General features: G+C 66.1%; 19 protein-coding genes. 13 read left to right on the plus strand and 6 right to left on the minus strand.

Translation table 11 applies throughout. The features are described 5' to 3' along the window. On the minus strand, nucleotides 1–1,226 hold a 1,226-nt coding region (locus ACE3Q6_RS08225; protein ID WP_374431074.1), incomplete at its 3' end, for an FAD-binding protein. A 274-nt stretch (nucleotides 1,227–1,500) separates the two neighbouring features. Here ACE3Q6_RS08225 and greA point away from each other — a divergent pair. The 3 genes from greA to ACE3Q6_RS08240 all read left to right on the plus strand — a co-directional run bounded on the left by greA (nucleotide 1,501) and on the right by ACE3Q6_RS08240 (nucleotide 3,819). Beyond that, entirely contained in the window at nucleotides 1,501–1,971 is a 471-nt protein-coding gene (greA, locus tag ACE3Q6_RS08230) for a transcription elongation factor GreA (protein WP_374431076.1), read from the plus strand. Nucleotides 1,972–1,984: 13 nt separating this feature from the next. Further along, nucleotides 1,985–3,019 carry a hypothetical protein gene (locus tag ACE3Q6_RS08235; protein ID WP_374430828.1) on the plus strand — a complete coding sequence of 345 codons (1,035 nt, stop codon included), beginning with the start codon at nucleotides 1,985–1,987 and terminating at the stop codon, nucleotides 3,017–3,019. Between the two features lie 149 nt (nucleotides 3,020–3,168). Then, nucleotides 3,169–3,819, plus strand: a complete 651-nt coding sequence (locus ACE3Q6_RS08240; protein WP_374430831.1) for a peroxiredoxin — start codon at nucleotides 3,169–3,171, stop codon at nucleotides 3,817–3,819. Here the strand turns inward: ACE3Q6_RS08240 and ACE3Q6_RS08245 are convergent. From ACE3Q6_RS08245 to pnp, 4 genes are all read right to left on the minus strand, one after another. Then, nucleotides 3,795–4,082, minus strand: a complete 288-nt coding sequence (locus tag ACE3Q6_RS08245; protein ID WP_374430833.1) for a DUF6525 family protein — start codon at nucleotides 4,080–4,082, stop codon at nucleotides 3,795–3,797. The two genes, ACE3Q6_RS08240 and ACE3Q6_RS08245, sit on opposite strands and share 25 nt — an antisense overlap. Further along, nucleotides 4,079–5,281, minus strand: a complete 1,203-nt coding sequence (locus ACE3Q6_RS08250) for a GTP-binding protein (protein WP_374430835.1) — start codon at nucleotides 5,279–5,281, stop codon at nucleotides 4,079–4,081. The genes ACE3Q6_RS08245 and ACE3Q6_RS08250 overlap by 4 nt, the downstream gene beginning before the upstream one ends. Nucleotides 5,282–5,336: 55 nt before the next feature. Beyond that, the gene (locus ACE3Q6_RS08255; protein WP_374430837.1) at nucleotides 5,337–5,924 is read right to left on the minus strand and encodes a L,D-transpeptidase; all 588 of its coding nucleotides are present in this window, start codon (nucleotides 5,922–5,924) and stop codon (nucleotides 5,337–5,339) included. Nucleotides 5,925–6,051: 127 nt separating this feature from the next. Then, nucleotides 6,052–8,193, minus strand: coding sequence for a polyribonucleotide nucleotidyltransferase (gene pnp / locus ACE3Q6_RS08260; RefSeq protein WP_374430839.1), 2,142 nt, complete (start codon nucleotides 8,191–8,193; stop codon nucleotides 6,052–6,054). A 274-nt stretch (nucleotides 8,194–8,467) separates the two neighbouring features. Here pnp and ACE3Q6_RS08265 point away from each other — a divergent pair, with 274 nt between their 5' ends. From ACE3Q6_RS08265 to ACE3Q6_RS08310, 10 genes are all read left to right on the plus strand, one after another. Beyond that, nucleotides 8,468–9,361, plus strand: a complete 894-nt coding sequence (locus ACE3Q6_RS08265; protein WP_374430841.1) for a PaaX family transcriptional regulator C-terminal domain-containing protein — start codon at nucleotides 8,468–8,470, stop codon at nucleotides 9,359–9,361. A 159-nt stretch (nucleotides 9,362–9,520) separates the two neighbouring features. Then, entirely contained in the window at nucleotides 9,521–10,726 is a 1,206-nt protein-coding gene (gene pcaF, locus ACE3Q6_RS08270) for a 3-oxoadipyl-CoA thiolase (protein WP_374430843.1), read from the plus strand. A 15-nt stretch (nucleotides 10,727–10,741) separates the two neighbouring features. Continuing rightward, nucleotides 10,742–11,743: a 1,2-phenylacetyl-CoA epoxidase subunit PaaA gene (gene paaA / locus ACE3Q6_RS08275; RefSeq protein WP_374430845.1), complete on the plus strand. Its 1,002-nt coding sequence runs from the start codon at nucleotides 10,742–10,744 to the stop codon at nucleotides 11,741–11,743. Between the two features lie 60 nt (nucleotides 11,744–11,803). Further along, on the plus strand, nucleotides 11,804–12,088 hold the full coding sequence (gene paaB / locus ACE3Q6_RS08280; RefSeq protein WP_101922879.1) for a 1,2-phenylacetyl-CoA epoxidase subunit PaaB: 285 nt from the start codon (nucleotides 11,804–11,806) through the stop codon (nucleotides 12,086–12,088). Next, nucleotides 12,088–12,927: a 1,2-phenylacetyl-CoA epoxidase subunit PaaC gene (gene paaC / locus ACE3Q6_RS08285; protein WP_374430849.1), complete on the plus strand. Its 840-nt coding sequence runs from the start codon at nucleotides 12,088–12,090 to the stop codon at nucleotides 12,925–12,927. Before paaB ends, paaC begins: the two co-directional genes overlap by 1 nt. A 4-nt stretch (nucleotides 12,928–12,931) precedes the next feature. Then, on the plus strand, nucleotides 12,932–13,456 hold the full coding sequence (paaD, locus tag ACE3Q6_RS08290) for a 1,2-phenylacetyl-CoA epoxidase subunit PaaD (protein WP_374430851.1): 525 nt from the start codon (nucleotides 12,932–12,934) through the stop codon (nucleotides 13,454–13,456). 25 nt (nucleotides 13,457–13,481) lie between these two features. Beyond that, on the plus strand, nucleotides 13,482–14,558 hold the full coding sequence (paaE, locus tag ACE3Q6_RS08295) for a 1,2-phenylacetyl-CoA epoxidase subunit PaaE (protein ID WP_374430854.1): 1,077 nt from the start codon (nucleotides 13,482–13,484) through the stop codon (nucleotides 14,556–14,558). Between the two features lie 7 nt (nucleotides 14,559–14,565). Then, a complete protein-coding gene (locus ACE3Q6_RS08300) occupies nucleotides 14,566–15,321 on the plus strand; it encodes a Phenylacetic acid catabolic protein (protein ID WP_374430856.1) in 756 nt (251 codons plus the stop codon). Nucleotides 15,322–15,363: 42 nt separating this feature from the next. Beyond that, nucleotides 15,364–17,439 (plus strand): phenylacetic acid degradation bifunctional protein PaaZ, encoded by a 2,076-nt coding sequence (paaZ, locus tag ACE3Q6_RS08305; protein ID WP_374430859.1) that lies wholly within the window; start codon nucleotides 15,364–15,366, stop codon nucleotides 17,437–17,439. Beyond that, nucleotides 17,436–18,053 carry a transferase hexapeptide repeat family protein gene (locus ACE3Q6_RS08310; RefSeq protein WP_374430861.1) on the plus strand — a complete coding sequence of 206 codons (618 nt, stop codon included), beginning with the start codon at nucleotides 17,436–17,438 and terminating at the stop codon, nucleotides 18,051–18,053. Before paaZ ends, ACE3Q6_RS08310 begins: the two co-directional genes overlap by 4 nt. Here ACE3Q6_RS08310 and ACE3Q6_RS08315 read toward each other — a convergent pair. After that, the gene (locus tag ACE3Q6_RS08315; protein WP_374430863.1) at nucleotides 18,037–18,636 is read right to left on the minus strand and encodes a TetR/AcrR family transcriptional regulator; all 600 of its coding nucleotides are present in this window, start codon (nucleotides 18,634–18,636) and stop codon (nucleotides 18,037–18,039) included. The two genes, ACE3Q6_RS08310 and ACE3Q6_RS08315, sit on opposite strands and share 17 nt — an antisense overlap. Between the last annotated feature and the right edge of the window lie 26 nt (nucleotides 18,637–18,662).

The following is an 18,662-nucleotide window of genomic DNA, read 5'->3' on the forward strand; positions in this document are numbered from 1 at the left end:
GTGTTGAGCCACATGTCGAGACCGCCGCCCATCAGGCTGGCGACGAGGCCGTACTTGGACCACAAGGGCTTGACGTTGCGGACCTTCTTCAGGTCGCGGCCGATGGCGCCGGTGCGGACTTCGGTTTCATAGGCGGTCAGTTCGTCCTGGGCGCGGCCGGCAGAGATCGCGGCGTGCGCTGCCTCGGCCGCGGCCTTGCCGGACAGCATGGCGTTGTGGTTGCCCTTGATGCGGGGGACGTTCACAAGACCGGCGCTGCAGCCGAGGAGGGCGACCCCAGGGGCGACCATCTTCGGGATCGACTGCCAGCCGCCTTCCGAAATCGCGCGGGCGCCATAGGCCACGCGTTTGCCGCCCTTGAGGAGGTCCGCGACCATCGGGTGGTGCTTGAAGCGCTGGAACTCCATGTAGGGGTAGAGGTGGGGGTTCTCGTAGTTCAGGTGGACGACGAAGCCCACGTAGACCTGGTTGTTCTCCAAGTGATAGATGAAGGACCCGCCGCCCGCGTTCTTGCCCAGGGGCCAACCCATCGTGTGGGTGACGGTGCCCTCGCGGTGCTTGGCGGGGTCGATCTCCCAGATTTCCTTCATGCCAAGGCCGAACTTCTGCGGGCAGTGGCCCTTGGACAGCTCGTACTTGGCGATGACCTGCTTCGCGAGGCTGCCGCGGACGCCTTCGGAGAGGAAGACGTACTTGCCGCGAAGCTCCATGCCGGGTTCGTAGGACGGGCCCGGCTCGCGGGTTTCGGGGTCGCGGCCGAATTCGCCGGCGACGACGCCGACGACCTTGTCATCCTCGAACACCAGTTCGGAGCAGGCCATGCCCGGGAAGATTTCCACGCCGAGCCCCTCGGCGACCTGCGCCATCCAGCGGCAGACGTTGGCCATCGAGACGATGTAGTTGCCGTGGTTCGTCATCAGGGGCGGCATCGGCCAGTTCGGGATGCGGACCTGACCGGCGGGGCCGAGGAGGTAGAAGTTGTCCTCTTTCACCGCGGTCTTGATCGGTGCGCCCATGTTGCGCCAGTCGGGGAGAAGCGCGTCCAGGCCGCAGGGGTCCAGCACCGCACCCGACAGGATATGCGCGCCGACTTCCGAGCCCTTCTCCAGCACCACGACCGACCGTTCCGGGTCCAGCTGCTTGAGTCGGATCGCCGCCGACAGGCCGGCAGGGCCCGCGCCGACGATCACGACGTCATAGTCCATCTTCTCGCGCTGAACGGTCATAGCTGTCCTTCCCGGGCGGTCCCACCCACCCTGAACCTTGGCTTCTTGCGGCGTCCCTGTTGCCCCAGCGGCGACACAAGGTCAACCGTGACGCAACATCACGCCACAGGCGCATTACCGAGTGAAACTTTCTGTCTTCCCCGCGACCGCCTGTCGCGCGGGCGCGGCATGACCCCTTGCATTTATGCACTCCATCGGGTGTGGTGAAGGGGCGTTGTCCGAAGTCATGGGTCGTATCCCGACCCGTGGCTTCTTCTTTTACTGTGGAATGCCGATGGAAAAGATCCCGATGACCCGGCGCGGTTTCGAAGCGCTGGATGCCGAACTGAAGCAGCTGAAGACGGTCGACCGTCCGGCCATCATCCGGGATATTGCCGAGGCGCGCGAGCATGGCGACCTGTCGGAAAACGCCGAATACCACGCCGCGCGCGAGAAGCAGGGCTTCATCGAGGGTCGGATCAAGGAGCTTGAGGGCACGCTTTCGCTCGCCGAGGTGATCGACCCATCGAAACTCAGCGGCCCGATCAAGTTCGGTGCGACCGTGACGCTGGTTGACGGGGACACGGACGAAGAGAAGACCTACCAGATCGTCGGCGAGGTCGAGGCCGACATCGAGAACGGGCTTCTGAACATGCGCTCTCCTTTGGCCCGTGCCCTGATCGGCAAGGAGGAAGGCGACAGCGTCGAGGTCAAGACACCCGGCGGGACCCGGTCCTACGAAGTCCTGTCGATCCGCTACCTCTGACGGGGGCGCCGTGGTGAAACCGCCCGTGAAGGACCTGCCCAAAGGGAACGCCGGCCTGATGGACGGTCCTCTGGCGCAGTTGAACGATCCGCCGCGCCGCGGGTTGGAGATCGCGGGCGTCGCTCTCAGCTTCGTCTGGGTCATGCTGATCCTGGTCTACGTGCTGGTCACCCCTCCGGGCAGCGAGTCGCGGACCCTGGGCCTGGTTATGACGCTGCTCATGGTCTTCCTGCCCATTGCGCTGATCTGGGCCGTCGTGGTCACCCTGCGGTCGATCCGCGAGTTGCGGGCAGAGGCGAAGCGCCTGCAAGCGACCGTGGACGCGATGCGGTCCAGCTATGTGCAGGCCCAGTCGCAGGCGCAGGGGCTGAAACCCTCGGTCGAGAAGAAGCTGGACGAGATCGCCGCCTCGACCCGCGAGGCGCAGACGGTGCTGGCAACCTTCACTTCGCGCCGGGATGCTTCTCTGACGGTGCCTTCCGCCGACCGCAAGGCAGCGCTGGTTCAGCCACGGGCCGAGCCGACGGTGGAAGAGCCGACCCTGGCGCTGGGAACCCCGCCCGAGGATTTTCGCCCGCCGCTGTCGGTTGCCGACTTCATCCGGGCCCTGCAGTTTCCCGAAACGCCCGAGGACAAGGAGGGCTTCCGCGCCCTGCGGCTGGCGTTGGAGGATCGGACCTCGTCCAAGCTGATCCGCGCGGCGCAGGATGTGCTGACGCTTCTCAGTCAGGACGGCATCTACATGGATGACCTGCAGCCCGACCTTTGCCACCCCGAGCTTTGGAGGCGATTTGCGGCGGGGGAGCGGGGTCGGTCGATCGCCGCGCTGGGCGGGATCCGTGACCGGGCCTCTCTGGCCTTGACGGCCGCGCGGATGAAGTCGGACCCCGTCTTCCGTGACGCCGCGCACCATTTCTTGCGCACCTTCGACAAGACCGTCGCGGCCTTCGAGCCGAATGCCACTGACGCCGAGCTTGCGGACCTGGCCGACACGCGGACGGCGCGGGCCTTCATGCTGTTCGGGCGGGTGACAGGGACCTTCGACTGACGGCTTCCAGTGGGACGAAGCTGCTGTCCGCCTGCCTTTCCACAGAACGTCGTTCCTATTTCCCCCGGCAATCACGCGGGGGGATGAAACCCTGTTCCGATGGGCATATGTTTCCCGCAGTCAGGATTCCCAACCGCATGAGGTTAAGCATGGCCATCCGCATCAATGACGTCGCCCCCGATTTCACCGCCGAATCCACCGCCGGGACCATCAAGTTCCACGACTGGCTGGGCGACAGCTATGGCATCATCTTCAGCCACCCCCGCGACTTCACCCCGGTCTGCACCACGGAATTCGCCGCCGTTGCCCAGCTGGCGGCGGAATGGAAGAAGCGGAACACCAAGGTGATCGGCGTGTCCGTGGACAGCGTGGAAGACCACGGCAAGTGGAAGCGCGACATCGAGGCCTTCGGTGGCGCGCCCGCGGATTTCCCGATCATCGACGACACCAGCCTGACGGTCGCCAAGGCCTATGACATGCTGCCGGCCGACTATTACCTGCCGACCGAGGGGCGGACCCCCGCGAACTCGGCAACCGTGCGGACGGTCTATATCGTCGGGCCGGACAAGAAGATCCGCCTGTCGATGACCTACCCGATGTCGATCGGCCGCAACTTCGCGGAAATCCTGCGCGCTCTGGACGCGGTGCAGAAGACCGACGGCGTGCCGCTGGCCACCCCCGCCAACTGGGTGCCGGGACAGGACGTGATCGTGGCCCTGGCGCTGAACAACGACCAGGCCAAGGAGCGCTTCGGCGAGCTGGACATCAAGCTGCCCTACCTGCGCTTCGCCAAGGCCTGAACGTCCGGATAGCATGATCCCCAGACCCTCGCCGCCTCGCGCGCGAGGGTCTTTTGTTCGGCGCGGGCCAGCCTTTCGCACGCGGCCTTGGTGCAGCCGGTTTCCTTGAGCGCCTTCTGCCAGATGCGAAGAACCGAGGCCGCGCTCCAGGGAAGCGCAGCCCCGGCCAGCCATGTCCGCAGGTCTGGGGGGAGCCGGTCGTAGGCGGACATGGGATTGGTCGCGCGCCAGCGGGCGCGGGGAGAGGTGAGGTTACTGCTCATGCCGCCTTGCGCCGCCAGTCGGGGAAGGGGTCGGAAAATCCGGTCCAGGCTTCGGGGGTGAACTTCGTCGCCGGGACCAAGGCCGTGTCGAGCCGGGCACGGAGCGCGGCCTCGTCCATGCCGTGTCCGATGAAGACGATCTCTTGCCGCCGATCGCCCCAGGGTTCCTGCCATTTGGAAGCCACTTCCTGCAACGCGTCGGGATGGGTCGGCCAGCGTTCTTTCGGGACGCTCGCCCACCAGCCGCCCAGCGGGGTGACCGAAGACACGGCCCCGGCCAGCGAGAACTCGGCGACCCAGTTGGGCCGCGTCGCCAGCCAGAAATGCCCCTTGGCGCGGATCACGCCGGGAAGGTCGCCGTTCAGGACGGCATGGATGTGGCCGGGGTGGAAGGGCGCGCGGGCGCGATAGACGAAGGAGGTGATGCCGTATTCCTCGGTTTCGGGCGTGTGGTGCGCGAAACCGTAGAGCTCCTTGGCCCAAAGCGGGTGTTCGGCGGCGCGGTCGAAGTCGAAGAGGTCGGTGTCGAAGATGGCTTCCGGGTCGACGCGGGAGTGGTCGGTCTCGATCAGGCGGGCGTCGGGGTTGAGCGCCTTGATGATCTTGCGGGCGGCATCGGCGCGGTCGGGGCCTGCGTCGCGGACCTTGTTCAGGATCACCACATTGGCGAATTCGATCTGGTCGGTCAGGAGGTTGACGAGGGTGCGGTTGTCCTCCTCCCCCAGGCTTTCCCCCCGGTCGGCGAGGAAATCGTGACTGGAGAAGTCGCGCAGAAGGTTGATCGCGTCGACCACGGTGACCATCGTGTCCAAGCGCGCCACGTCGGACAGGCTGTTGCCGTTCTCGTCCCGGAAATCGAAGGTCGCGGCCACCGGCATGGGTTCGGCGATGCCGGTGCTTTCGATCAGGAGGTAGTCGAAGCGCCCCTCGGCGGCGAGGCGGCGGACCTCGGTCAGAAGGTCGTCGCGCAGCGTGCAACAGATGCAGCCGTTCGACATCTCGACCAGCTTTTCCTCGGCGCGGGACAGTTCAGTCCCCTCGCGGATCAGGTCGGCGTCGATGTTCACCTCGGACATGTCGTTGACGATCACCGCCACGCGGCGGCCGTCGCGGTTGTTCAGGACATGGTTCAGCAGCGTGGTCTTCCCGGCGCCAAGGAAGCCGGAAAGCACGGTGACGGGCAGGCGGGTGTCGGGCATGGGAACCTCCGGATTGGCGGAGGTTCTAGTATGTTATAATATAACGTTCTAGAGGTCAGACGCTTTCCACCTTCGGCAGCAGCAACACCGGCGCGCCGAGTTCCACGGCGTCGTAAAGCTCGATGATGTGCTCATTGGCCAGCCGCACGCAGCCGTTCGAGACGGCTGAGCCGATGGTCCAGGGTTCGGGCGTGCCGTGGATGCGTAGGAAGGTGTCGTTGCCGGCATCGTCGAAGAGGTAGAGCGCCCGGGCGCCCAGGGGGTTGTCCGGACCGCCGGGCATCCCGTCTGCCCATTTGGCATACTGGTCGGGATCACGCTCGATCATGTCGTCGGTCGGGGTCCAGGAGGGCCATTCCTTCTTGGCGCCAACGGAGAAGACGCCGGACTCATAGAGGTTTCCGCGCCCGACGCCGACGGAATACTGCATGCCCTCGTCCGGAGTGATCGCCAGGTAAAGCGCGAAGTAGTCCGGGTCGACGATGACCGCGCCCGGTGCCTGGGGTTCGGAAAAGCGGACCGGCCGGGGAAGGAACTCTTCGGGCATGATCCAGTCCTCTGCGGACTGTTCGTGCGCCAGCGCGCGGAGCGGCAAGGCGGTGGCCATGCCCGAAATGATGAAGGTGCGGCGGGTAAAGATCATGCTTTCGTCCTCTGCTTGCGATCCTTGCGGAGGCGCAGGTCACGCGCACCACAAGAAGCCGTGAGACAAGACGAAAAAGGCCCCGCGGTTTCCCGCAGGGCCTTCACATTCACGCCAGACGAAGGACTTAGCCCTCGGCGGCTTCTTCCTTCTTCTCGACGATTTCCTCGCCGGTCTCCTGGTCGACCATCTTCATGCCAAGGCGCACCTTGCCACGGTCGTCGAAGCCCAGAAGCTTGACCTTCACTTCCTGGCCTTCCTTCAGGATCTCGTTCGGATGGTTCAGGCGCTTGTTGGCGATCTGGGAAACGTGCACCAGACCGTCGCGCTTGCCGAAGAAGTTCACGAAGGCACCGAAGTCGACCAGCTTCACCACCTTGCCGGTGTAGATCTGGCCCTCTTCCGGTTCCGCCACAATCGACCAGATCATGTCGTAGGCCTTCTTGATGGCCTTCTGGTCGTTCGAGGCGATCTTGATCTGGCCGTCGTCGTTGATGTCGACCTTGGCACCCGAGACCTCGACGATCTCGCGGATGACCTTGCCGCCCGAGCCGATCACTTCGCGGATCTTGTCGGTCGGGATCTGCATCGTCTCGATCTTCGGGGCGTATTCGCTGAAGCCCTGTGGCGCGCTGATGGCCTTGGCCATTTCGCCCAGGATGTGCAGACGGCCGTCTTTCGCCTGTGCGAGAGCCTGCTTCATGATTTCCGGGGTGATACCGGCAACCTTGATGTCCATCTGCAGGCTGGTGATGCCAGCCGCGGTACCGGCGACCTTGAAGTCCATGTCGCCGAGGTGATCCTCGTCGCCCAGGATGTCGGTCAGGACCGCCCAGTCACCGTCCTCTTCCAGCACCAGACCCATCGCGACGCCAGCCACGGGGGCCTTCAGCGGAACGCCCGCGTCCATCATCGACAGCGAGCCACCGCAGACCGAAGCCATGGAGGAGGAGCCGTTCGATTCGGTGATCTCGGACACGACGCGGATCGTGTACGGGAAGTCGGTCGGAGCCGGGAGCACCGCCTGCAACGCGCGCCAGGCGAGCTTGCCGTGGCCGATCTCACGACGGCCGGGCGAACCCACGCGGCCAACTTCGCCGACCGAGTAGGGCGGGAAGTTGTAGTGCAGGAGGAAGTTCGAGCGGTAGTTGCCGTTCAGCGCGTCGATGATCTGCTCATCCTCGCCCGTCCCCAGCGTGGTGACGACGAGGCCCTGGGTTTCACCCCGGGTGAACAGCGCCGAGCCGTGCGCACGCGGCAGGACGCCGGTTTCGCAGACGATCGGGCGGACGGTCTTGGTGTCGCGGCCGTCGATGCGCTTGCCGTTCTTGACGACGTCGCCGCGCAGAACTGCCGATTCCAGCTGCTTGATCGCCGGGTAGAGGTTCGGGTCGGCCTGGTCTTCCTCGCTCATCTTCGCGGTGATCGCGGCGACGGCGGCTTCGATGGCCGAGGTGCGCTCCTGCTTGTCACGCAGAGCGAAGGCGGCGCGCATCAGGCTTTCGCCGGCCTTCTTCACCTTGCCGTAAAGCTCCGAGAAATCGGGCGGGGTGAAGTCGAACGGCTCTTTCGCCGAGGTCTCGGCGAAGTCGATGATCAGGTCGATCACCGGCTGCATCTGCTCGTGACCGAAGACCACGGCGCCGAGCATTTCCTCTTCGGTCAGCTCGTAAGCCTCGGATTCCACCATCATAACGGCGTCCTTGGTGCCGGCGACGACGAGGTCCAGGCGCTGTTCGGGCTTCATGCGCAGCTGCGTCATGTCGTCCATCGCCGGGTTCAGCACGTACTGGCCGTCGACAAAGCCGACGCGGGCCGCACCGATGGGGCCCATGAACGGGACGCCCGAGACGGTCAGCGCCGCCGAGGCCGCGATCATCGCCACGATGTCGGGGTCATTCACCAGGTCGCAGGACAGCACGGTCGCCATGACCAGCACTTCGTTGCGGAAGCCATCGACGAAGAGCGGGCGGATCGGACGGTCGATCAGGCGGGAAACCAGCGTTTCCTTTTCGGACGGACGCGCTTCGCGCTTGAAGAAGCCGCCGGGGATCTTGCCGGCTGCGTAGTACTTTTCCTGGTAGTGAACGGTCAGGGGGAAGAAGTCCTGGCCCGGCTTCGCGGTCTTCGCGAAGGTCACGTTGGCCATCACCTGGGTTTCGCCAAGCGTCGCGATCACAGACCCATCCGCCTGGCGCGCAACTTTCCCCGTTTCCAGAGTGAGCGTCTCGCTGCCCCACTGGATCGATTTCTTGGTCACATTGAACATGTATCGTTTCCTCTGAGGACCCGGCCCCTGCCGGTGCCCCCGATATCTGGCGGCCCCATTGCCGCCGTCCCCCCGATCCTTCGCACGGGCCCCGGGGGCGGGCCTCACGTCTCAGATGGCGGGGGCCATACAGGAAAAGTGCCCTGTTGGAAAGGGCGCAGTCCCGGCGGGCTGTCCCTGCGGGCCGGTGCGACGGCCGCTGAGCGAAGGGCCTTGCGCGGCGTGTTGCGCATGGAAGTGCTTGAAGGCCACGGCCCCGCACCGTCGAAAGGTCTTGACCTGGGCAGTCCGGGCGCGGATGTGTCTGCCCCGCACCTTCCGCGCGCGCTATGTGTCACAAGGACCCACCGTGCCAATCGACGAGATCGCACTGGAACTGCGACTGAACGCGGCCGCGTTCATCGTCACGGTCTACGGCGACATCGTCGTGCCGCGGGGCGGGACGCTGTGGACGGGAACGCTGATCAACCTGTGCTCGCGCGTGGGCATAAGTGAATCGCTTGTGCGGACCGCCGTCTCGCGGCTGGTGGCGGCCTCGCGGTTGCAGGGTGAGCGCCTAGGTCGGCGCAGCTTTTATCGGTTGCGCAGTTCGGCCGCTGACGAGTTCATGCAGGCTGCCGATCTGCTTTACGGCCCCGACCGTCCGGCGAAGGGCTGGCAGATCCTGCACGATCCGGATCTGAGGCCCGAGGATGCGCGTCGCCAGCGACTGGGCCATATGGGCGGCCCGGTGTTCATCCGCCCGGACCGGGGCCAGGCCCCGCCCGCTGGCGCCATGGTCTTTCATGCCGAGACGGTGACGACTGCCGAGCCTTTGGCGGGGTTCTGGGACCTTAGCGCCTTGCGGGACGGCTATGACCGCTTCATGGCGCTGTTCGGCTTGGTCAATCCTGCCGCCCTGTCTGATGCCCAGGCCTTGATGACCCGGTTGCTGTTGGTCCATGCCTACCGGATCGTGCTCTTGCGCGACCCGCGGCTGCCGGCCGAGCATCTGCCAGCCGACTGGAACGGGTCCGAGGCACGCGCCCTGTTTCGCCACCTTTACCTTGCCCTGACGCCAGCCGCACACCGGCATATCGGCGCCGCCTGCGAGGGGGCGGATGGTCTGCTGCCAGCGGAAACCGACGCCACTGAGCGTCGCAAGGCCGGGCTGCTTGGCTCCATCTGAGACGTAACCGATTGATTGGCAAGCCAGATCATGGGGTGGTGCAAAACATTACACTGCAGGAGCAAATTTTGCTTTTCCTGTGATGTTTGGCGATGTATACGTTGACCGATCGGTCGGTGAATGAGGAATCGCCGGCCTCAGCAGACAACAGGAGCAAGGATGCGCGACGCCTTCATTTGCGATGCGGTCAGGACCCCGGTGGGGCGTTATGGCGGGGCCTTGGCGCAGGTGCGCGCTGACGATCTGGCGGCGGAACCCCTGAAAGCGCTGATGGCGCGGAATCCGGGCGTGGACTGGTCCCAGGTCGATGACCTGATCTACGGCTGCGCCAACCAGGCGGGCGAGGACAACCGCAACGTGGGCCGGATGGCCGTGCTGTTGGCGGGCATGCCCATCGGCGTGCCGGGGACCACGGTGAATCGCCTCTGCGGGTCGGGCATGGATGCGGTCGGCATGGCTGCGCGGGCGATCAAGGCCGGGGACTGCGACTTCGTCATCGCGGGCGGCGTCGAAAGCATGAGCCGCGCGCCCTTCGTGATGCCCAAGGCCGAGACGGCGTTCTCGCGGTCGAACGCGGTCTATGACACCACCATCGGCTGGCGCTTCCCCAACCCGGCGATGAAGAAGATCTACGGCACCCACTCGATGCCGGAAACCGCCGACAACGTGGCGGCAGACTACAACATCAGCCGCGCCGACCAGGACGCCTTCGCGCTGCGCAGCCAGCAGCGTTGGGCCGCGGCGCAAGCGGCTGGCGTCTTCAAGGACGAGATCGTGCCGCTGGTGATCCCGCAGAAGAAGGGTGATCCGCTGGTCATCGACACCGACGAACACCCGCGCCCCGGAACCACGCTGGAACAGCTCGCCAAGCTGCGCGGCGTCAATGGGCCGGAGCTTTCGGTGACGGCCGGGAACGCCTCGGGCGTGAACGACGGCGCGGCGGCGCTGGCGGTGCTGTCGGCGGAAGCGGCGAAGGCGCAGGGCCTGACGCCCAAGGCGCGGATCGTCGCCATGGCGGCGGCGGGGGTGGAGCCCCGGGTCATGGGCGTCGGCCCGGCACCCGCGGTCCGCAAGGTGCTGGCCCGCGCCGGCATGACGCTGGACCAGATGGACGTGATCGAGCTGAACGAGGCTTTCGCTGCGCAGGCGCTGGCCGTGCTGCGCGACCTTGGCCTGCCCGACGACGCGGCGCATGTGAATGCGAACGGCGGGGCCATCGCGATGGGCCACCCGCTGGGCATGTCGGGCGCTCGGCTGATCACCACCGCGATGTACCAGCTGCACCGCACCGGCGGCCGCTACGCGCTTTGCACCATGTGCATCGGCGTGGGGCAGGGCATCGCCATCATCATCGAGAAAGTCTGAGGGAGGACACGACCCATGTATGCACAGATGGTCAAGGCCGAAGGCGCCAAGTCCCGTGAGGAGATGTCCGAACAGGAACGCGCCTTCCAGGACCGCATCGATCGGGGCGAGAAGATCGAACCCAAGGAATGGATGCCGGAAGGCTATCGCAAGACCCTGATCCGCCAGATCGGCCAGCACGCGCACAGCGAAATCGTGGGGCAGCTGCCCGAGGGCAACTGGATCACTCGCGCGCCGACGCTGGAGCGGAAGGCGATCCTTCTCGCCAAGGTGCAGGACGAGGCGGGACATGGTCTTTATCTCTATTCCGCCGCCGAGACGCTGGGCGTCAGCCGGGATGAGCTGCTGGAGCTCCTCCATAACGGCAAGATGAAGTATTCCTCGATCTTCAACTATCCGACGCTGAACTGGGCCGATATCGGCACCGTCGGCTGGCTGGTCGATGGCGCGGCGATCATGAACCAGGTGCAGCTGCAGAAGACCTCGTACGGTCCCTACAGCCGCGCGATGATCCGGATCTGCAAGGAAGAGTCGTTCCACCAGCGCCAGGGCTACGACATCCTGCTGAAGATGTGCCTGCAGGGCACGCCCGAGCAGAAGGCGATGGCCCAGGATGCGATGAACCGCTTCTGGTACCCGGCGCTGATGATGTTCGGCCCGTCGGACAAGGACTCCGTCCACTCCGCGCAGTCGATGCAGTGGAAGATCAAGATCAACACCAACGACGAGCTGCGCCAGAAGTTCGTCGACCAGACCGTGCCGCAGGCCGAATACCTGGGCCTGACGATCCCCGACCCGAACCTGAAGTGGAACGAAGAGAAGGGCGGCTACGATTTCAGCGAGCCCGATTGGGACGAGTTCTTCGACGTGATCGCCGGGAATGGCCCCTGCAACGCCGAGCGGATGGAAGCCCGCGTCACCGCCTGGGAAGACGGCGCCTGGTTCCGCGAAGGCCTGATGGCCCATGCGAAGAAGCAGGACGCCCGCCGCGCCGCCGCGCGCATCGCGGCCGAGTGATTTGCCGGCGGGCTGCGCAGGCCCGCCCCACCCCTTGACCCGAACCGGGAGGAATGACCCATGTCCAGCGAATGGCCCCTGTGGGAAGTCTTTATCCGCGGCCAGCATGGCCTGAACCACCGCCATGTCGGCAGCCTGCACGCGCCCGACGCCGAAATGGCGATCTGCAACGCCCGCGACGTCTACACCCGCCGCAATGAAGGCGTGTCGATCTGGGTCGTGAAATCGAACGAGATCACCGCCTCGGCCCCGTCGGACAAAGGCCCGCTGTTCGAGCCGTCAAACTCCAAGGTCTATCGTCACCCGACCTTCTTCGACATCCCGGCTGAAGTGGGGCATATGTGATGCCCTCGCTGACCGATGTGATGACCGCCGATGCGGACCTGGCGCGCGCGCCCGGCATCCGCACGATGGCCGCCAAGGGCGCGGCCCCCGAGGATGCCTTCGTCGACTGGCTGTGCCGGATGGGCGACAACTGCCTGGTGCTGGGGCATCGCGTGTCCGAATGGTGCGGGCATTCCCCCGTGCTGGAGGAAGACATCGCTCTGGCCAACACCGCGCTGGACCTGATCGGCCAGACACAGCTGTGGCTGGGCCTGGCTGGCGAGGTCGAGGGCAAGGGGCGGACGGCCGACAACCTCGCCTATCTGCGCGACGCAGCGCAGTTCCGCAACGTGCTCTTGGTGGAGCGCCCCAACGGCGACTTCGGCCAGACGCTGATGCGCCAGTTCCTGTTCGACGCCTGGGCTATGGAGATGCTGCGGGCGCTGCAGGCATCCTCGGACAAGCGCGTGGCCGAGATCGCGGCCAAGGCGGCGAAGGAAGTGGCCTACCACCTGGAACGCTCGGCCGATCTGGTGATCCGCTTGGGCGACGGGACCGAGGAAAGCCGCGCCCGGATGCAGAAGGCGCTGAACGTGCTGTGGCCCTATACGGGCGAGCTGTTCCTGGGCGATGCGGTGGATCAGGCGATGGTTGAGGCCGGGATCGCGCCTGCGCCGGAAAGCCTGAAATCCGCCTGGGACCGCACGGTGGCCGAGGTTCTGGCCGAGGCGACGCTGGTCAAGCCGGAAGGCAGCTTCCAGCACAAGGGCGGCAAGCAGGGGCGTCACACCGAGGCGCTTGGCTTCATCCTGGCGGACATGCAGTTCCTGCAGCGCGCCTATCCGGGCGGCACCTGGTAACGCCATGGGCAGCGCGGTGCTTCCCGATATCCAGATGGTGCGGCACTGGCTGGCCCAGGTGCCGGACCCGGAAATCCCGGTGATCAGCCTGACCGATCTGGGCATCATCCGGGGCGTGGAATGGCAGGACGACACGCTGGTCGTCACGGTCACGCCCACCTATTCGGGCTGCCCCGCGACCAGCGTCATCAACCTGGACATCGAGGCCGCGCTGCGCGCCAAGGGGATCGGGAAGCTGCGGCTGGAACGCCAGCTGTCGCCCCCCTGGACCACCGACTGGATCACGCCCGAAGGCCGCGAGAAGCTGCGCGCCTATGGCATCGCGCCGCCGGTGGACGGCACCGCCGCCGACGGCCGCCTTGCGGGGCGGATCGCCCGGCTGGCGGGCACCTCGAACCTGGTGATCGCCTGCCCGCGCTGCGGATCGACCAGGACCGAGAAGGTCAGCCAGTTCGGCTCGACCCCCTGCAAGGCCAGTTACCGCTGCACCGACTGCCTGGAACCCTTCGACTATTTCAAATGCATCTGAGGATGCACCCGTACGGGAGGACATGATGTCTCGCTTTCATCCGCTGAAGGTCACCGAGGTTCGCCGCGAAACCCGCGACGCCGTGGTTGTGACGCTCGCCCCGCGCGATGAGGACCGCGCGCTCTTCGACTTCACCCAGGGCCAGTACCTGACCTTCCGCCGCAGCTTCGACGGCGAGGAACTGCGCCGGTCCTATTCGATCTGCGCAGGCCGACACGAGGGCGTGCTGCAGGTGGGGATCAAGCGCGTCGATGGCGGTGCATTCAGCACCTGGGCGAACGAGAACCTCGCCCCCGGCGACGAGATCGAGGCCATGCCCCCGATGGGCAAGTTCTTCACCCCCGTCGATCCGGCGGCCGAGAAGCACTACCTGGGCTTCGCGGGCGGGTCGGGCATCACCCCGGTGCTGTCGATCATCAAGACCGTGCTGGCGGACGAGCCGAACTCGCGCTTCACGCTGGTCTATGCAAACCGCGCGATCAACACGATCATGTTCCGCGAGGATCTTGAGGATCTGAAGAACACCTACCTCGGCCGCTTCTCGGTGATCCACGTGCTTGAGACTGAGGCGCAGGAGATCGACCTGTTCACCGGCCGGGTGGACGCGGACAAGATGAAGGCGCTGTTTACCGGCTGGATCGACCCGAAGTCCGTCGACACCGCCTTCATCTGCGGGCCGGAGCCGATGATGCTGGCCATCGCCGCCAGCTTGCGCGACCACGGCCTGACCGACGCGCAGATCAAGTTCGAGCTTTTCGCCTCTGGCCAGCCCGGCCGCGCCAAGGCCAAGCCCGTCTCGAAAGCCGAGCTGAATGCGGGCAACTCCACCTCTGCCACGGTGACGCTGGACGGCACCACCCGCAGCTTCGCCATGCCGCGCCAGGGGCAAAGCATCCTGGACGCCGCGATCGAGAACGCGATCGACGCGCCCTATTCCTGCAAGGCCGGGGTCTGCTCCACCTGCCGCTGCAAGGTCGTCGAGGGCGAGGTCGAGATGCACACCAACCACGCGCTTGAGGATTACGAGGTCCGGGCCGGTTACGTCCTGTCCTGCCAGAGCTTCCCGGTGACCGACAAGGTCGTCGTCACCTTTGACGAGTGAGGATCAGATGACCGAGACGATGAACATCGAGGACTACCTGGCCCAGGGCGGCGTCCTGACCTCTCCCGGCAACGTGCCCGCGCGCTATCGGGGTGAGCTTCTGCGGCTGATGTCGTCCTTCGTCGACAGCGAACTGGCGGCCTCTGCCGGGTTCGCCGGGTCGATCAACTTTGCGCCCGGCATCAAGGAGCGGATCGCCGCAAGCCGGATCACGCTGGAAAAGGCCGACCATGCCGAACGCGTGCTGAACGTGATGGCTGATTTCGGCACCGACACCGCGCGCTATCAGCGCCAGCACGACTGGGCCGCGCGCCTGGGACGGGATGCCGATTTCGGCTCGACCCGCACGGGCGGCGACATGCGCCTGTCGGTGTTCCACTACCCGATCACCGGCTGGGCCGATGCGGTGGTGATGAACGTGCTGATGGGTCTGGCGACCGGCGTCCAGATGACCGAACTCACCCGAGTCTCCTATGCCCCGCTGGCCGAGGTCTTCCGCGAGATCGCCCCGCGAGAGGCGCGTCATGCCGCGCTGGGGATCGAGGGGCTGGACCAGCTTGTCGCCACGGACGAGGGCAAGGCCCAAGCGAAAGCCGCCGTCGCCTACTGGCGTCCGCGCGTGGCCGTGACCTTCGGCATCGCGAACTCGGCCCGCTACGAGACCCAGGCCCGCTTCGGCCTGCGCCACGCCACCAACGAGACTCTGCACGCCCGCTGGGATGCGCTGGTCGCGGAAACTCTTGGGCCGATCGGCCTGAACTGACCTGCCGGGGGCCTGGCCCCCGCCTAGACCAAGGATATGCCCATGACCTCATCGGCCCGCCCCCCGCGCCGGTTGGAAAGCTTTGTTTCGGGCCGCTGGACCCCCGGCGCCCGCGACGGCCAACCCCTGCTCGACGCCGCGACCGGAGAGGTCGTGGCCACCATCGATTCCACCGGCATCGACTTCGCCGCCGCCCTTGCCTACGGGCGCGAGGTGGCGGGGCCGAAACTGCGCGCCATGTCCTTCCATGACCGGGCCGGGATGCTCAAGGCTTTGGGCCTGCGGCTGATGGAGCTGAAGGAAGAATTCTACGCCGAAAGCCTGCACACCGGTGCCACCCGGTCCGACGGCTGGATCGACATCGAGGGCGGGATCGGCACCATGCTGACCTTCGCCTCGAAAGCCCGGCGCGAGCTGCCAAACACCCGCGTGTTGACCGATGGCGAGGTCGAGGTCCTGTCGAAGGACGGCAGCTTCGTCGCCCAGCACATCCTGCAACCGCTGCAAGGCGTCGCGGTCCACATCAACGCCTTCAACTTCCCCGTCTGGGGAATGCTGGAAAAGATCGCCCCGACCCTGATCGCGGGCGTTCCCTGCATCGTGAAACCGGCCAGCCAGACCGCCTATCTGACCGAGTTGGTCGTGCGGCGGATCGTCGAGACGGGGCTTCTGCCGGATGGCGCGTTGCAACTGATCTCGGGGTCTGTGGGCGACCTTCTGGACCATGTGACGGGGCAAGATGCGGTGACCTTCACCGGCTCGGCCTGGACGGGGCGGAAGCTGAAATCGCACAAGGCGGTCATCGAGAATTCCACTCGCTTCACGATGGAGGCGGACAGCCTGAACGCGTCGATCCTTGGCCCCGATGCCGGGCCGGGAACGGCGGAATTCGACCTCTTCGTCAAGGAAGTCGCCCGCGAGATGACGGCCAAGGCGGGCCAGAAATGCACAGCGATCCGCCGGGTCTTCGTGCCGCGCGCCCATGTGCAGGCGGTCATCGCCGCGCTTGGCGACCGGCTGGACAAGACCGCGCTCGGCCTGCCGGGGGACGAAGCGACGCGGATGGGTCCGCTCGCCAGCCTCGACCAGCGCGACGAGGTGCGGGCGCGGATCCGCGAGTTGCAGGCAGATGCCGAAATCGTGGCCGGCAACCCCGACACCGTGCGCGTGGTGTCGGGCGATGCCGGGGCAGGGGCCTTCCTGAACCCGGTCCTGATGTATTGCGACAAGCCCTTCGCGGCCGGCGCGGTCCATGATGTCGAGGCCTTCGGGCCGGTGTCGACCGTCATGCCCTATGACGACATCGAGGAAGCCGTGGCGCTGGCCGCCAAGGGCAAGGGCTCGCTGGTGTCCTCGGTCTTCACCGACGACACCAAGGTGGCAGAGGCCGCCGTGCTGGGCCTCGCCCCGCATCACGGGCGGGTGCTGATCGGCAACCGGGCGACGGCGAAGTCCTCGACGGGCCACGGCTCGCCCCTGGCCCCGCTGGTCCACGGCGGCCCCGGTCGCGCGGGCGGCGGCGAGGAGATGGGCGGCATGCGCGGCGTGAAGCACTACATGCAGCGCACTGCCGTGCAGGGCAGCCCTCGGTTGCTCTCTGCCGTGACGGGTCGCTGGATCGAAGGCGCGGACGTGCAGCACGGCGTCCACCCCTTCCGCAAGTCTTTGGCGGAACTGCGCATCGGTGACCAGTTGGTCACGGCGGCCCGGCAGGTGACGCTGGAGGATGTGGAGCATTTCGCCCATTTCACCGGCGACACCTTCTATGCCCACATGGACAGCGCCGCCGCCAAGGCGAACCCGTTCTTCGACGACCGCGTGGCGCATGGCTACCTGATCGCGTCCTTCGCGGCGGGCCTCTTCGTGGACCCTGCTCCCGGTCCGGTCCTGGCGAACTATGGCGTCGACTCCTTACGATTCCTGACGCCGGTCTACTTCGGCGACACGCTGCAAGTCCGGCTGACCTGCAAGGAAATCAACCCTCGCGCCAATGCCGAACACGGCGAGGTACGCTGGGATTGCCAGGTGACGAAGCAGACCGGGCAAGTCGTGGCCCAGTATGACGTGCTGACCATGGTGGCCAAGGTCTGGCCGTCCGTGGCCCAGGCGGCCGAGTGACCGGGCGCATCTACTCCTGGGACGGCATCGTCCCGGTGATCGACCCAACGGCCTTCGTCCACCCCGAGGCCGTGGTGATCGGTGACGTCATCATCGGCCCGGCCTGCTATGTCGGGCCGGGCGCGGTGCTGCGCGGCGACTTCGGGCGGATCGTGATGGAGATGGGCAGCAACCTGCAGGAAACCTGTGTGGTCCATGCCTTTCCCGGCAAGGACGTAGTGATCGAGGAAGCCGGCCACATCGGCCATGGCGCGGTGCTGCACGGCTGCCGGATCGGGCGGAACGCGATGGTCGGCATGAACGCCGTGGTGATGGACGAGGCGGTGGTGGGCGCGGACAGTATCGTCGCGGCGCTGGCCTTCGTGAAGGCGGGCGCGCAGATCCCCCCACGCAGCCTGGCCGTGGGCAGCCCGGCCAAGGTCCTGCGGGAACTGTCCGACGATGAGATCGCCTGGAAATCGCAAGGCACCGCGATCTACCAGCGCCTCGCCCTGGAGGCCCCGCAGAAACTGCAACCCGCAACGCCGCTGACCGCGCCAGAGCCAAACCGCCGCCGCGCCGAAGCCCCGGCCTATGACCCGAAGGTGCTGGCGGGCCTCAACGAACGGCCTTGATCCCTTCCAGGATCAGGGTCGTCGCCACATCCGCGTAATCCTCGCGGCTGATGCGGCCGCCGTCGCGGAACCACATGTAGACCCAGTTCATCATGCCGAAGAGCGACATGGTAACGGGCATCAGAAGCGGACGCTCCTTGGTGTTCAGTCCCGGGTTCACCTGGTCCAGCACCACCGAGAAACGCCGGACGATGCGGCGTTCGATGGCGGTGATTTCGGCCTTCTGCTCGTCCGACAGGGCCGAGGTCGCGTTCAGCTGGACTTTGTGCTGGTTGTCCGCTCCCCGGTAGTTCTCCAGCACCGCGCCCACCAGTTTCCGCAGGCGCTGCTGGGGCGGAAGCGCGGGGTCGTCCGCGGCTTCGATGGCCGCGTCCAGCCCCTCCAGATGCGTGGTAATGATCGCGAAGATCAGCGCGTCCTTGCTGGGGTAGTAGTGGTAGAGGAGCGCCTTCGACACCTGCGCCACCGTGGCGATCTGGGACATGGAGGCTTTCTCCATCCCCTGGTCCGCAAAGACCTGTGCCGCGTGGTCCAGGATGACGCGCTGCTTTTCCTCGAAGTCCGCTGCCCGTGTCCGAGCCATGATGTGCTTCCTGACGCTGCCGATGA

Origin of the sequence: Tabrizicola sp. (genome assembly GCF_041913445.1) — a bacterium.
GTDB lineage: Bacteria > Pseudomonadota > Alphaproteobacteria > Rhodobacterales > Rhodobacteraceae > Tabrizicola.